Below are 13,337 nucleotides of genomic sequence, written 5' to 3'. Positions count from 1 at the left end.
CGTTCTTGCGATTCGTCGGCCCACCCCCGACGCGCCGCAGGAACCCCCTGCTCGACAGGGCACGAGGACGTGCCCGGCCGGCGGGGGTCGTCACCCGGCGCCGGGCCGCCACCCGGTACCGGACCAGACCGGAGGGTTCGCGGATGAGCAGGACGAGCGGAGCGCGGACGGCGCGCCAGGGGTTGCGGGACCCCCGGCGCGAGCGCCGTTCCGCCCTGAGCTCCCCCCGCACGCCCCGGCCGCCGGTCGTCCGCGCCCTCCTCCTCACCCTCACGTCGCCCACCGCCGCCCCTGCCGGGACGCGCCGCGGGCGGCACCTCCCCGATCGTGCGCCATCCGGCTGTGGCGGCAGCCCCACCGCGACCACGACGACCCGGAAAGGGGACCACCGGGTATGAGCTCCCTCCTCCTCCTGACCAACGCGCTGCAGCCCTCGGCGGAAGTGCTGCCGGCCCTCGGCCTGCTGCTGCACAACGTCCGGGTGGCCCCCGCCGAAGGGGCCGCCCTGGTGGACACCCCCAGTGCGGACGTCATCCTGGTCGACGGGCGGCGTGACCTGCCCCAGATCCGCAGCCTGTGCCAGCTGCTGCGCTCCACCGGCATCGGCTGTCCGCTGATCCTGGTGGTCACCGAGGGCGGCCTGGCCGCCGTCACCGCCGAATGGGGCATCGACGACGTCCTGCTGGACACCGCCGGCCCGGCCGAGGTCGAAGCCCGGCTGCGGCTCTCGCTCGGCCGGCTCCAGGTCGCCGTCGACGACAGCCCGATGGAGATCCGCAACGGCGACCTCTCGGTCGACGAGGCCACCTACTCCGCCAAGCTCAAGGGCCGGGCGCTCGACCTCACCTTCAAGGAGTTCGAGCTGCTCAAGTACCTGGCCCAGCACCCCGGCCGGGTCTTCACCCGGGCGCAGCTGCTGCAGGAGGTCTGGGGCTACGACTACTTCGGCGGCACCCGGACGGTGGACGTCCACGTGCGGCGGCTGCGCGCCAAGCTCGGCGTCGAGCACGAGCAGCTGATCGGCACCGTGCGCAACGTCGGCTACCGCTTCGTCGTCCCGGACAAGTCCGAGAAGGGCGAGCGTCCGGACCTCGCCCAGCGCCCCTCCACCCCGCTGGAGGCGTGACCGGGAAGCCGGGCGGCCCGCGCCGCCCGGCTCGTCCCGATTGCGCCGGTGCGCCCCGCGGGCGGCTCAGGTCCCACTGCCGCCCCCGGGGCCACACGCGTAGACTCCCCCCGTGGCCAAGGTGACGCGCGACGATGTAGCCCGACTGGCTGGGACCTCGACCGCGGTCGTCAGCTACGTGATCAACAACGGGCCGCGTCCGGTCGCGCCCGCGACCAAGGAGAAGGTCCTCGCGGCGATCGAGCAGCTCGGCTACCGGCCGAACAGCGTCGCCCAGGCGATGGCCTCCCGCCGGACCAACCTGATCGGCATGGTCGTCCCCGACGCCCGCCAGCCCTTCTTCGCCGAGATGGCGCACGCCGTGGAACGGGCCGCCTCCGAGCGCGGCAAGCTCGTGCTGATCGGCAACTCCGACTACGTGGACGACCGCGAGGTCCACTACGTCCGCGCCTTCCTCGGCATGCGGGTCTCCGGCCTGATCCTGGTCAGCCAGGGGCCCTCGCAGCGCGCCGCCGAGGAGTTCGCCGCGATGGAGGGGGCGAAGGTGGTGCTGCTGCACCGCCGCCCCGAGGCGATCGACGACGTCGCCGTGGTCACCGACGACGTGGGCGGCGCCGAGGCCGTCGTCCGCCACCTGCTGGAGGAGCACGGCCACTCGTACGTGGCCTGCTTCGGCGGCCCGGTCGACTCCCCGGCCCCCGGCGACCCGGTCATCGACCACGTCGAGGGCTGGCAGCGCGCCATGGACGCGCACGGCGTCCCCACCGAGCCGCACCTGATCGACGCGCCCTTCCACCGCTACGGCGCCTACGACGTCGCGCTCGACGTGCTCCGCTCCCCGGACCGGCCGAGGGCGATCTTCTGCTCCACCGACGACCAGGCCATCGGTGTGCTGCGGGCCGCCCGCGAGGTCGGCCTGCGCGTGCCCGAGGACCTCGCGGTGGCCGGCTTCGACGACGTGCCCGAGGCCGCGCTCGCCGACCCGCCGCTGACCACCGTCGCCTCCGACCGCGACGCGATGGCCCGGGCCGCCGTCGACCTGGTGCTGGACGACTCGCTGATGGTCCCCGGCTCGGACACCGAGCGGGTCCGCAAGTTCCCGTCCCGCCTGGTCGTCCGCCGTTCCTGCGGCTGCGACGGGGCTGCTCCCGGCCGAACCCCGGCGGAATAGCCGATTCCGCTCCGAAGGCGGCGTGACCAGGCTTTATGAGAAGCCGACGGGCTTCTCGGGCCCTTCTGAGCCGCTTCTCATCCGGTCCTCATGCACCGGGCGGAGCTTGGTCGGCATGAGCGAACAGCAGCAGCACCCCGACGAGCCCCACGACCCGTACCGGTCCGACGCCCCGTACCGGCCCCGCGTCATCGAAGGCACCGTCCTCGGCAGCGGCGCCGCGGGCCCCGGCGGCACCGACCCGTACAGCGGGTACGCCTACCGCGAGGACCACTCCGGCGGCGCCTTCGACGGACCGCCCCCTCCCCCGCCCGTCCCGCCCGAGCCGCCGACCCTCCTCGGGCACCCCGCGGGCCCGGACCGCCCCGGCCACGGCAACCGGGCCCGGCGCGGCCTGCTGCGCGGACGGCTCGCCCTGGTCACCGCCGTCGCCGCGACCGCCGCCGTCATCGGCGGGCTCACCGGCGGGGTCGTCGCCGCCGACCGGCAGTCCTCCGGCAACCACGTCGGCACCATCGCCAGCCCGGTCTCCGCCCGCTCCGACGGCGGCGCCGACGTGCCGGCCATCGCCGCGGCCGTCTCACCCAGCGTCGTCCAGATCACCGTCAAGACCGGCAACGGCACCGCCACCGGCACCGGCGTCGTCCTCGACACCTCCGGCCGGATCCTCACCAACTACCACGTGATCGACACCGCGACCGCGAACGGCGGGCGGATCACCGTGACCTTCAAGGACGGCTCCACCGCCCCCGCCACCGTCACCGGCACCGACAAGAACCTCGACGTCGCCGTGATCACCGCGACCGGCGCCAAGAACCTCACCCCCGCCGTCCTCGGCGACTCCTCCACCGTGGCCGTCGGCGACCCCGTCGTGGCCATCGGCAACCCCGACGGCCTCACCGGCACCGTCACCTCCGGCATCATCAGCGCCGAAAACCGCGACGTCACCGTCCAACTCGACGAAGGCAGCACCAGCAACAACGGCGGCTTCGGCTTCCCCGACCTGCCCGGCCTACGCGGCAGCACCCCCCAGCAGCAGAGCACCGGCGACACCACCACCTACAAGGCGTTCCAGACCGACGCCGCCCTCAACCCCGGCAACTCCGGCGGCCCGCTGATCAACGCCAACGGCCAGATCATCGCCATCAACTCGGCCATGTACGCCCCCAACGGCGCCAACTCCACCGCCGGCGGCGGCAGCAGCACGGCCGGCAGCGTCGGCCTCGGCTTCGCCATCCCGATCAACGACATCAAGCAGGTCCTGCCGAAGCTCGAAGCCGGCCAGAACCCGTGAGTCACAATCCGTAAGAGCCGGCAGGCGTCCGCGAGGCGGACAATTGCTCCCAGCAGGCACCCCATCCGACGAGAAAGGGCACCAGCCCATGACCCCGTCCGCCGACGACCGCACCCCCGCCGAGGCCGGCCACCCCTCCGCCCGGCTCCTCGTGGTCGACGACGAACCCGCCCTCCGGGACGCCCTGGAGAGCAGCCTCGCCTTCGAGGGGTACGAGGTCGCCACCGCCACCGACGGTTACGAGGCACTGGAGTCCGTCGAACGCGACAAGCCCGACCTCGTCCTGCTGGACATCATGATGCCCCGGATGGACGGCCTCACCGCCGTCCGCCGGATGCGCTCCCGCGGCGACACCGTCCCGGTGCTGATGCTCACCGCCCGCGACGCCGTCGGCGACCGCGTCACCGGCCTCGACGTCGGCGCCGACGACTACCTCGCCAAGCCCTTCGAGCTCGACGAACTCCTCGCCCGCGTCCGCGCCCTGCTGCGCCGCAACGCCCTCGCCGCCGAGGCCGCCGCCCGCGCCGCCGCCGAGGACGAGAGCGAGGTACTCGCCTTCGCCGACCTGCGGATGAACACCGCCACCCGCGAGGTCACCCGCGCCGGCAAGCCGGTCGAACTCACCCGCACCGAGTTCATGCTGCTGGAGATGTTCCTCTCCCACCCCCGCCAGGTCCTCACCCGCGAACAGATCCTGAAGGCGGTCTGGGGCTTCGACTTCGAGCCCTCCTCCAACTCCCTGGACGTGTACGTGATGTACCTGCGCCGCAAGACCGAGCAGGGCGGCATGCCGCGCCTCATCCAGACCGTACGGGGCGTCGGCTACGCGCTGCGCCCGGCCGCCGGCGCCGGCGCGTGAACGCTCTTCCGCCCCCGCCACCACTGGCACCGCCACGCGCCCCCAGCCGCCGGCGGCGCCTGCTCCACTGGCTCCGCTCCCGGTCCCTCCGCAGCCGCCTCACCTTCCTGAGCGCGGCGGCGGTGGCGGTGGCGATCGCGCTGTCCGCGCTGGCGTGCTGGTTCATCGTGGAGAAGCAGCTCTACGGCCAGGTCCGGAACGACCTCGCGAGTGCACCGCCGCCGCTGCCAGGGAGCGGCCGTCTCCTGTGTTACGACACCGCCGAGAAGGCTTTGGAGCACCAGCGAACCGGTATCGCCCCGGAGAATTTCGGCGCGGTGCCCCGGGACACCCAGTACGTCGTGGCCAACCCGGCGGGGGTCTGCCTCCCCCCGTACGCGACCAAGGCCATCGTGGTCAGGCCCGGCGACGCTGCGGGCTTCAGCCTCGGCCCCGGCCAATCGATCATCCGGGACGGCCAGTTCACCGACGGAACACCGGCAGTCGTCCGCATCTCCCTCACCCACTCCGGATCACAGCCCGCTCTGCTGATGGTGGCCACCTCCACCCAGGGCGTCGAGGACTCCCTCCAGGGCCTCGCCGTCCTCCTCGGCTCCGTCTCCGTCGGCGGCATCCTCCTCGCCGCCGTCGCCGGCCGTCTGGTCGCCCGCTCCGCCCTCAAGCCCGTCGACCGACTCACCGACGCCGTCGAGCACATCGCCCGGACGGAGGAGGTCGGCACCACCATCCCTGTCCAGGGGCACGACGAGATCGCCCGGCTGTCGACCTCCTTCAACTCGATGAGCACCGCCCTCGCCAACTCCCGCGAACGCCAGACCCGGCTGATCGCCGACGCGGGCCACGAGCTGCGGACCCCGCTCACCTCGCTGCGTACCAACGTCGACCTGCTGATCCGCAGCAACGACACCGGCCGCCCGCTGCCCCCGGCGACCAAGACCAAGCTGCTCGGCAACATGAAGGCGCAGATGCAGGAACTCACCGTCCTGATCGGCGACCTGCTCCAGCTCTCCCGCCCCGACTCCCCGAAGACGGGACCGAACCTCGCCGTCGTCGCCCTGCACGAGATCGCCGGGCGGGCCGTGGAGCGGGCCAAGCTGCGCGGGCCGGGGCTGGTCTTCGACACGAGCGCGGAGCCCTGGTACGTGCACGGCGACGCGGCGGGGCTGGAGCGGGCCGTGATCAACCTGCTGGACAACGCGGTCAAGTACAGCCCGCCCGGCGGCACCATCGAAGTCCGGCTGCGGCAGGGCGTGTTGACCGTGCGCGACCACGGCCCCGGCATTCCGCCGGACGAACTGCAGTACGTCTTCGACCGGTTCTGGCGCTCTCCCTCCTCGCGCCAGCTGCCCGGCTCCGGCCTGGGCCTGTCGATCGTCGCGCAGAGCGTCCGGGAGGCGGGCGGCGAGGTCACCCTCGGCCCGGCCGAGGACGGCGGACCGGGTGCGCTGGCCACCGTCCGGCTGCCCGGCGGCCCGGCCCCCGAGTAAGGCCCCGCGCACGGCCCCGCGCACAGCCCCTCCCGACCCCGAAAGCGGCCCTGGAGCAGCGGCGGGAAGAGCAGGACGGGCGGGGCGCCCCGACAGCGCCCCGCCCGTCCTCATGTCCGGCGCGCGGTCAGTCGATGTCGCTGCCCGGGCCGAGGACCTTGATCCGGTCCTGCGCCGGCGGCTTCAGCGGCGCGGCCGCCGAGCTGTGCGCCGCCAGGTAGGCCGTGAAGACGTCCAGGTCGGACGCGCCGACGAGCTTGTCGGTACCGGCCGCGAAGGCCGGGAAGCCGTCGCCGCCGCCGGCCAGGAACTCGTTGGCCGCGACGCGGTACGTGCCGGCCGGGCCGACCGGCGCGCCGTTCAGCCGGATCGAGTCCACCACGACCCGGTCCGCGCCGGTCTTGCGCATGTCCAGGGTGTAGTGCAGGTTCGAGGACACCTGGAGGACCTTCGGCGCCGCGTCGTTGGCGCCGCTCACCTGCTGCTGCAGCAGCTGGACCAGCTGGGCGCCGGTCAGCGTCTTGACCTGCATCATGTTGGTGAACGGCTGGACGGTGAACGCCTCGCCGTAGGTCACCACGCCGTCGCCCTCGCCGCCCGAGGCCTGGTAGACCAGGTCGGAGCGGATGCCGCCGGGGTTCATGAAGGCCACCTGCGCCCCGCCCTTGTCGGCCGGGGAGAGCCCTGCCAGCTGCGCGTCGGCGATCACGTCACCGAGCGGCTTCTCCAGGTCGCTGCTGCCACGGCCGTTGATGTCCGAACCGATGTAACCGATCGGCCGGTTGGCGATCGGGGCGGCCAGCTTCCGGTAGTGGTCGACCAGCGCCGTCATGTCGGGCGCCTTCTCGACCGTGCGGCGCACCACGTGGTTCTCGGCCTTGACCGAGGGACGCACGATCTGCCCGGTGGTCCTGTCCAGCTTCATGTCGATCTCGGTGAAGAGCCGACCGAAGGAGGCGGCACTGGTCACCGAGCGCGGCACGCCGTTCGGGTCGGGGATGCTGCAGGCGTACGCGTTGTGGGTGTGGCCGGTGACGATGGCACCGACCGCCGGGTCGATCTTCCTCGCGATGTCGACGATCGGGCCGGAGATGCCCTGGCCGGCCGGGCCGCAGTCGTAGTTGTAGACGCTGCTGGCCGGGTAGCCGCCCTCGTGGACCAACGCGACGATCGAGTTGACGCCCTTGGACTTCAGCTCCGCGGCGTACTTGTTGATCGTGGAGACCTCGTCGGCGAACTTCAGGCCCTTGACGCCCTCGGCGGTCACGATGTTCGGCGTGCCCTCCAGGGTGACGCCGATGAAGCCGATCTTCACGCCCTGCGACTTGGTCACCCAGTACGGAGGGAGCAGCGTTCTGCCGGTCCTCTCGTCGGTGACGTTCGCCGACAGGTAGTTGAAGGCGGCGCCCTTGAAGGTGCGGCCGGGCTCGTAGCAGCCGTCGGTGGGGTGGCAACCGCCCTCCTGCATCCGCAGCAGCTCCTGCGCGCCCTCGTCGAACTCGTGGTTGCCCACGGAGGTGACGTCCAGGCCGAGCTTGTCCATCGCCTCGATGGTCGGCTCGTCGTGGAAGAGCGCCGAGGTGAGCGGGCTGGCGCCGACGATGTCGCCGGCCGCGACGGTGATCGAGTCGTCGGCCGGGATCCGGGCCTTGCGCAGTTCGGTGGCCAGGTACTCGATGCCGCCGGCCGGGGTGGCGACCTCCTTGCCCGTGGCCGGGTCGATCTCCTTGACGGTGCCGGAGGACCCGGCCGGAGGCTCCAGGTTGCCGTGGAAGTCGTTGATCGCCAGCAGCTGGAGGTTGACGGTCTTGTGACGCTTGGCGTCGGCGGCCTGGGCGGCCGTCGGCACGGCCACCGTGCCGAGCAGACCTGCGGCGGCGACGACGGCGAGCGCCGTCCGTCGGGATCTGACGGTGAGCATGAAGGGGTCCCCTGCGCCTCGGAGGGAGTACCGGCGGTGGACAGCACCGGTGTTCGGGCATGAGTCGTGCGTGTGCAGCCTAGGGTCAACGCGCGTAGCTGTCAGGACGTCGAACGTAACAAGCTGATGACCTGCTGACGAACCGTCGCCGCCCCTGCGGTGCGCGGACGGCGCGGGACCGCTGCCGCACACGCTGTTGACCGCCGGTCAGACCCCCGGCTCGGCCGCCAACTGCCGCTCGGCCCGGACCCGTTCGGCCACGGCGTCCTCGGTCATCGCGCGGTCGGTGTACACCAGCGGCCGCTCGGCCTCGGTGATGATGTGCTTGACCACCTGGACGTTGCCGTTGACGTCCCAGACCGCGATGCCGGGCGACAGCGTCGGGATGATCTCCACCGCCCAGCGCGGCAGGCCCAGCACCCGACCGGTGGCCCGCGCCTCCTCGGCCTTCTGCATGTAGATCGTCCGGGTGGAGGCCATCTTCAGGATCGCCGAGGCCTCCTTGGCCGCCGCGCCGTCCACCACGTCCGACAGGTGGTGCACCACCGCGACGAAGGACAGGCCGAGCCGGCGCCCGAACTTCAGCAACCGCTGGAACAGCTGCGCCACGAACGGGCTGTTGATGATGTGCCAGGCCTCCTCGACCAGGAAGATGCGCTTCTTCCGGTCCGGCCGGATCCAGGTGTGCTCCAGCCACACCCCGACGATCGCCATCAGGATCGGCATCGCGATCGAGTTGCGGTCGATGTGCGAGAGGTCGAAGACGATCAGCGGGGCGTCCAGGTCGATGCCGTCCGTGGTCGGCCCGTCGAACATGCCGCGCAGGTCACCGTCGACCAGCCGGTCCAGCACCAGCGCCACGTCCAGGCCCCAGGACTGCACCTCGTCCACCGCCACGCCCAGCGACTCCACCGAGGACAGCTCGGGGCTGCGCAGGGTGTCGATGATGTCGTCCAGCACCGGCTGGCGGTCCGTCACCGAAGCCACCACATGGGCGTGCGCGGCCTTCAGCGCGAAGCCGGCCCGCTCCTCCAGACCGCGCCCCATCGCCACCTCGATGATGGTGCGCAGCAGCGACAGCTGGCCGGTCTGGGTGATCGCCGGATCCAGCGGGTTGAGCTTCACGCCGCCGTCCCGGGCCGCCATCGGATCCAGCCGGATCGACTTTATGCCCAGCGCGTTCGCGATCAGGTTCCACTCGCCGACGCCGTCCTCGCCCTGCGCGTCGAGCACCACGATCTGACGGTCCCGGAACCTCAACTGGCGCAGGACGTACGTCTTCTCCAGCGCCGACTTGCCGTTGCCGGACTCCCCCAGCACCAGCCAGTGCGGAGCCGGGAGCTGCTGCCCGTACAGCTGGAAGGGGTCGTACACGTACCCCTTGCCGCTGTACACCTCCCGCCCGATGATCACGCCCGAGTCGCCCAACCCCGGTGCGGCGGTGGGCAGGTAGACGGCCTGCGCCTGGCCGGTGGAGGTGCGCACCGGCAGCCGGGTGGTCTCCACCTTGCCGAACATCAGGCTGGTGAACGCGTCGGTGAGGTTGCCGAGCCCCATGAGCGGCCTCCTGGTGTCAGCGGTAGGGGTGGACGAGAACGGGGTGGACGAGCACGGTGTGGACGAACACGGTACGGATGGCAACGGTACGCACGGACGGCCGCCGTCGCTCAGCGGCGGATGCCGGTGGCGAACGGCAGGGTGTTGACGAAGGCCCGGTGGTGCTCGCGGTCGCACCACTCCAGCTTGAGGTAGCTCTTGCCGGCCGAGGCCCGGATGGTCCGCTTGTCGCGGGCCAGCGCCTCGGGGTTGCGCGAGGAGACCGTGATGTAGCCGACCAGGTTCACCCCGGCCGCGCCGGACGCCAGGTCGTCGCCGCGCTGGTCCACCCGGCCGGTGTGGGCCAGGTCGCGCGGGTCCACCGTGCGGTTCATCTTGGCCGCGCGGCTGGCCTCCGCCTCGTCGTTGGTCTTCTCGGTCAGCATCCGCTCGATCGCGACGTCGGTGGGCTCCAGGTCCATCGTCACCGCCACCGTGCGGATCACGTCCGGGGTGTGCACCAGCAGCGGCGCCAGGAAGTTGACGCCCACCGGGGTGAGCGGCCACTCCTTGATCCACGCGGTCGCGTGGCACCACGGCTCCCGGGTCGCCGACTCGCGGGTCTTGGCCCGCAGGTACTGCGGGTGGGTCGCGTCCAGCTCGGCCGGCCAGGCGTTGCGCCGGGACATCGCCTGGATGTGGTCGATCGGGTGGTCCGGGTCGTACATCGAGTGCAGCAGCGAGGACAGCCGGGCCTGGCCCAGCGGCTGGCGCACCCGGATGTCCGCCTCGGCCAGCCGGGCGCAGATGTCGGTCAGCTCACGCGCCATCACGGCCGCCAACCCGTCGTCGTCCCGGGACCGGCCGCCGCCGCGCTTCTCGTAGGCGCTGCGCCCCATCGCGTGCGCCTCGGCGGCCAGGTCGCGGGTGTAGTGCATGCACGCCACCAGGTACGCCCGGTGCTGCTCCGAGGAGGTCGACACCATCGACTGCAGCTGGTCGTACGACTCCTGAAGCCAGCGCGGGGCATCGTGGTCACCGCGCCGCTCGACGTCCTTGGCGTGCGCGTCCGGGTCGGCCGGCAGCGTCCTGGCCAGGATCTGCAGCCGGGTGACGAAGCCGTCCCCGTTCGCGACGTGCTTCAGCAGCGTGCCGAACCGGTCGACCAGCGCCTCCTGGTCCTCCGAGTCGCGCAGGCCCACGCCCGGGCCCTCGATCTCGATCGCGGCCGTCACCGTCCGCCGCTCCAGGTGCATCAGCACCCCGACCTCGTCCGGCCCGAACGGCGCGGTCAGCCAGCGCAGCCGCCCCACCCCGGGCGGCGGCCCGATCTCCACCTCACGGCCGTCCAACCGGGTCCCCGCGTCCATGGCGTCCGACCGCCACACCGCGCGCCCGCTGCGGACCGTCCGGCGGTAGGTGCGGTTGATCTCCGCCCACTTGTAGAACGTCCGCTTGCGGTACGGCACGTACACCGCCGCGATGGCCAGCATCGGCAGGCCGACCAGGCCTCCGATCCGCAACGCCAGGACGGGCATCAGCAGGCCCCAGAGCATGCCGAGGAACGCCCCGAAGATGATCAGCAGGATCTCCCCGGACTCCCGGTTCCGGCCGATCGGCGCGTTCGGGCGGGCCTTGCCGATCAGGTAGGTGCGGCGCTGGTGCACGTACGGCTGGGCGTACTGGGCGCCGTACTGGCCGAGCGGTTCGCTGCTCACTTACCCGTCACCCTCCCTTCGCTGGATTGCTGTTGCGGATCGGAGCCTGGGCCTGCGGCGGCCCGGCCTGCGGCGGCGGGGCCGGCGTCCGGCCGGCGTGCGCGGCGATGCCGGGCGCGACCGAGCCGCCGCCCGCACCCCCGCCGCCCGCACCCGCCGGCTGACCGCGGTCGCCGTGGGTGGTGATGCCCTGCTTCATCAGGTTCGCGGTGCCGTTGATCATCGCCGAGCCGGCCTGCACCGCGCTGGCCCGGGCCCGCCGCATGTTCAGCATCTCGTCGCCGAAGGTCGGGACGAAGCGGTACACCGCGGCGCTCGCGAAGATCGACAGGAACAGGATCGCCAGCCCGGACAGCACCCGGGCGAAGTCGTCGTTGGCCCCCGCCCCCGTCGCCACCGCGCCCGCCAGCCCGAGGATGATCACGATGATCGGCTTCGCCAGGTCCACCGCCAGCATCATCCCGGCCCACCGGCGCACGTGCTTCCACAGCTGCCGGTCCACCAGCCCCGCGTACACCGCCGTCCCCAGCAGCGCGCCCACGTACAGCATCGCGGCCCGGATCACCAGTTCGATCCAGAGCACCGCCGCCGCCAGCACGGCGACCAGCGACACGATCACCAGGATCAGCGGACCGCCGCCGACGTCCCCCTTCTCCAGGGTGTCGGCGAACGCGCCCAGGTACGTCCCGGTGTCCGACTTCGTCCCCACCGAGATCGCCTTGGTCAGCCCGTCCGTCACGCTCACCACGGTGAACAGGATCAGCGGCGTGAACGCCGAGGCCACCACGGTCAGCCACAGGAAGCCGATCGCCTCCGAGATCGCCGTCGTCAGCGGCGCCCCACGCACCGCCCGCTTGGTCACCGCCAGCAGCCACAGCACCAGCGTGATCACCGTCGACACCGCGAACACCACGGCGTACTGCTGGAGGAACGACGCGTTGGTGAAGTCCACCTGCGTCGTCCCGTCGATCGCCCCCGACAGCTTCCGCACCACCCACGCCGCCGCCTGGGCGCAGCCCTTGGCGAGCGACCCGAGGGGGTCGGTCACGCTGTTGACGGTGCCGCTCCCGGGCAGCGACCCGCCACCGCCGGGCTTGTCGACGCAGAGGATGCCGTTCCCGGAGATCGGCAGGTCAGGACAGTTGGCGTTCGCGGTCCCGGTGGGCGTCGGAGTCGGCGCGGGATCCGCGAACACCCGTTGCGCCGCGAGCATCGCCCCAACCTGGAGCGTGGCCAACGCACCCGCCACCGCGCCCGCGCGGCGGGCGGCACGTCGGCGGAAGGGGCGGCGTGAGGGCTGGTCAACGGGCATAGCGGAACCCCCCGAACTGCTGGACGGCGCCGGTGATCTCATCGGCGGTGGCGGCCTGCTGGTCTCCGGGCATCGGCGCGGGGCCCTGCCTGCTGGCGAAGTCGGTGAGCTTCCAGTCCCCGCCCGTCCAGTGGAGCGAGAGCGTGAGGGTGAACCAGTTCGCGGTCACCGGCTGGACGGAGCGTTCGCCGGCGAGGCCGGTGAGGCCGGTGCACCACACCTCGACCTTGGCGTCCCCGTCGGTGTACCCGGCCGACTTGGCGCCGACCGGGACGGTGCGGCTGACGAAGGTGAGGCCCTTGGGTGCGCGGCCCTGGGCGTCGAGGCCGTAGCGGGCGGCGGTGTCGCCGCCGAAGCCCTGGTCGAGCCGGCTCTGCAGCGCGCCCACCGCGCCCGGGTCGGCGATGGTGGCGACGATGGTGTGGCGGCTGTCGGTGCGGAACATGTCCGCGGAGCCGATCGCCACCACGTAGTTGGTGGCGGCGGACTGGGCGCCCTGTTCGGTGTGCGGGAAGCCGCTGGCGATGCCGTTGGCGGTGGTGGCGACGGGCTGGTCGCCGCTGGGGGCCGGGCCGGCGCCGGAGGGGGCGGTGGGGGCGGCGCGGTCGGCGGAGCTGCCGCCGGTGCCCGGGTCGGGTTTGCCGCGGTTGGCGATGGCGACGGCCACCACGAGGAGGGTGACGACCACGAGGACGGCCAGCAGGGCGCGCAGCGGGCGGGACTGGCCGAGGGTCGGCGGGGTCGCGGGCTGGTCGCCGACCGGCAGCCGCGTACGGGTGTGCGGCTGGTCGTCGGACAACGGCACGGCGGCCCTCCTGGTGCGGGGAGCCTGGGCGGCTCCGGGGGCCCTCCGTCCGGGGGCGGGCGCGGACGGGGGGTGGGGACGGGGGTGGGCTCCTGGCGGCCGCCCCCC

General features: G+C 72.6%; 10 protein-coding genes. 5 read left to right on the top strand and 5 right to left on the bottom strand.

Annotated features, from left to right (window positions below; translation table 11 throughout):
- Positions 1-394: 394 nt before the first annotated feature.
- From ACZ4WV_RS06175 to ACZ4WV_RS06155, 5 genes are all read left to right on the top strand, one after another.
- Positions 395-1,126: a winged helix-turn-helix transcriptional regulator gene (locus tag ACZ4WV_RS06175; RefSeq protein WP_465743317.1), complete on the top strand. Its 732-nt coding sequence runs from the start codon at positions 395-397 to the stop codon at positions 1,124-1,126.
- A 112-nt stretch (positions 1,127-1,238) separates the two neighbouring features.
- Positions 1,239-2,297, top strand: coding sequence for a LacI family DNA-binding transcriptional regulator (locus tag ACZ4WV_RS06170; RefSeq protein ID WP_465743315.1), 1,059 nt, complete (start codon positions 1,239-1,241; stop codon positions 2,295-2,297).
- Positions 2,298-2,412: 115 nt separating this feature from the next.
- Positions 2,413-3,591: a S1C family serine protease gene (locus ACZ4WV_RS06165; RefSeq protein WP_465743313.1), complete on the top strand. Its 1,179-nt coding sequence runs from the start codon at positions 2,413-2,415 to the stop codon at positions 3,589-3,591.
- Positions 3,592-3,679: 88 nt separating this feature from the next.
- On the top strand, positions 3,680-4,450 hold the full coding sequence (locus ACZ4WV_RS06160; protein ID WP_465743311.1) for a response regulator transcription factor: 771 nt from the start codon (positions 3,680-3,682) through the stop codon (positions 4,448-4,450).
- Positions 4,447-5,937 carry a HAMP domain-containing sensor histidine kinase gene (locus ACZ4WV_RS06155; protein ID WP_465743309.1) on the top strand — a complete coding sequence of 497 codons (1,491 nt, stop codon included), beginning with the start codon at positions 4,447-4,449 and terminating at the stop codon, positions 5,935-5,937. The genes ACZ4WV_RS06160 and ACZ4WV_RS06155 overlap by 4 nt, the downstream gene beginning before the upstream one ends.
- 127 nt (positions 5,938-6,064) lie before the next feature.
- Here ACZ4WV_RS06155 and ACZ4WV_RS06150 read toward each other — a convergent pair whose 3' ends face one another.
- The 5 genes from ACZ4WV_RS06150 to ACZ4WV_RS06130 all read right to left on the bottom strand — a co-directional run bounded on the left by ACZ4WV_RS06150 (position 6,065) and on the right by ACZ4WV_RS06130 (position 13,229).
- The gene (locus ACZ4WV_RS06150; protein WP_465743307.1) at positions 6,065-7,858 is read right to left on the bottom strand and encodes a bifunctional metallophosphatase/5'-nucleotidase; all 1,794 of its coding nucleotides are present in this window, start codon (positions 7,856-7,858) and stop codon (positions 6,065-6,067) included.
- 207 nt (positions 7,859-8,065) lie between these two features.
- A complete protein-coding gene (locus tag ACZ4WV_RS06145; RefSeq protein ID WP_465743305.1) occupies positions 8,066-9,415 on the bottom strand; it encodes an ATP-binding protein in 1,350 nt (449 codons plus the stop codon).
- 110 nt (positions 9,416-9,525) lie between these two features.
- Entirely contained in the window at positions 9,526-11,112 is a 1,587-nt protein-coding gene (locus tag ACZ4WV_RS06140) for an SCO6880 family protein (RefSeq protein ID WP_465743303.1), read from the bottom strand.
- Between the two features lie 7 nt (positions 11,113-11,119).
- Complete coding sequence (locus ACZ4WV_RS06135) at positions 11,120-12,325, bottom strand: hypothetical protein (RefSeq protein WP_465743301.1); 1,206 nt, start codon at positions 12,323-12,325, stop codon at positions 11,120-11,122.
- A gap of 88 nt (positions 12,326-12,413) precedes the next feature.
- Complete coding sequence (locus tag ACZ4WV_RS06130; RefSeq protein WP_465743300.1) at positions 12,414-13,229, bottom strand: DUF8175 domain-containg protein; 816 nt, start codon at positions 13,227-13,229, stop codon at positions 12,414-12,416.
- Between the last annotated feature and the right edge of the window lie 108 nt (positions 13,230-13,337).

It is taken from the genome of Kitasatospora sp. NPDC029312, assembly GCF_055569215.1.
The sequence above is the reverse complement of the archived record's forward strand: the minus strand, read 5'-3'. Positions and strand labels throughout refer to the sequence as shown.

Bases quoted from the DNA above. Each gene is read 5' to 3' on its own strand.
- ACZ4WV_RS06175 (WP_465743317.1), top strand. From the start codon at position 395: ATGAGCTCCCTCCTCCTCCTGACCAACGCGCTGCAGCCCTCGGCGGAA.
- ACZ4WV_RS06165 (WP_465743313.1), top strand. From the start codon at position 2,413: ATGAGCGAACAGCAGCAGCACCCCGACGAGCCCCACGACCCGTACCGG.
- ACZ4WV_RS06160 (WP_465743311.1), top strand. From the start codon at position 3,680: ATGACCCCGTCCGCCGACGACCGCACCCCCGCCGAGGCCGGCCACCCC.
- ACZ4WV_RS06150 (WP_465743307.1), bottom strand. From the start codon at position 7,858: ATGCTCACCGTCAGATCCCGACGGACGGCGCTCGCCGTCGTCGCCGCC.
- ACZ4WV_RS06145 (WP_465743305.1), bottom strand. From the start codon at position 9,415: ATGGGGCTCGGCAACCTCACCGACGCGTTCACCAGCCTGATGTTCGGC.
- ACZ4WV_RS06135 (WP_465743301.1), bottom strand. From the start codon at position 12,325: ATGCTCGCGGCGCAACGGGTGTTCGCGGATCCCGCGCCGACTCCGACG.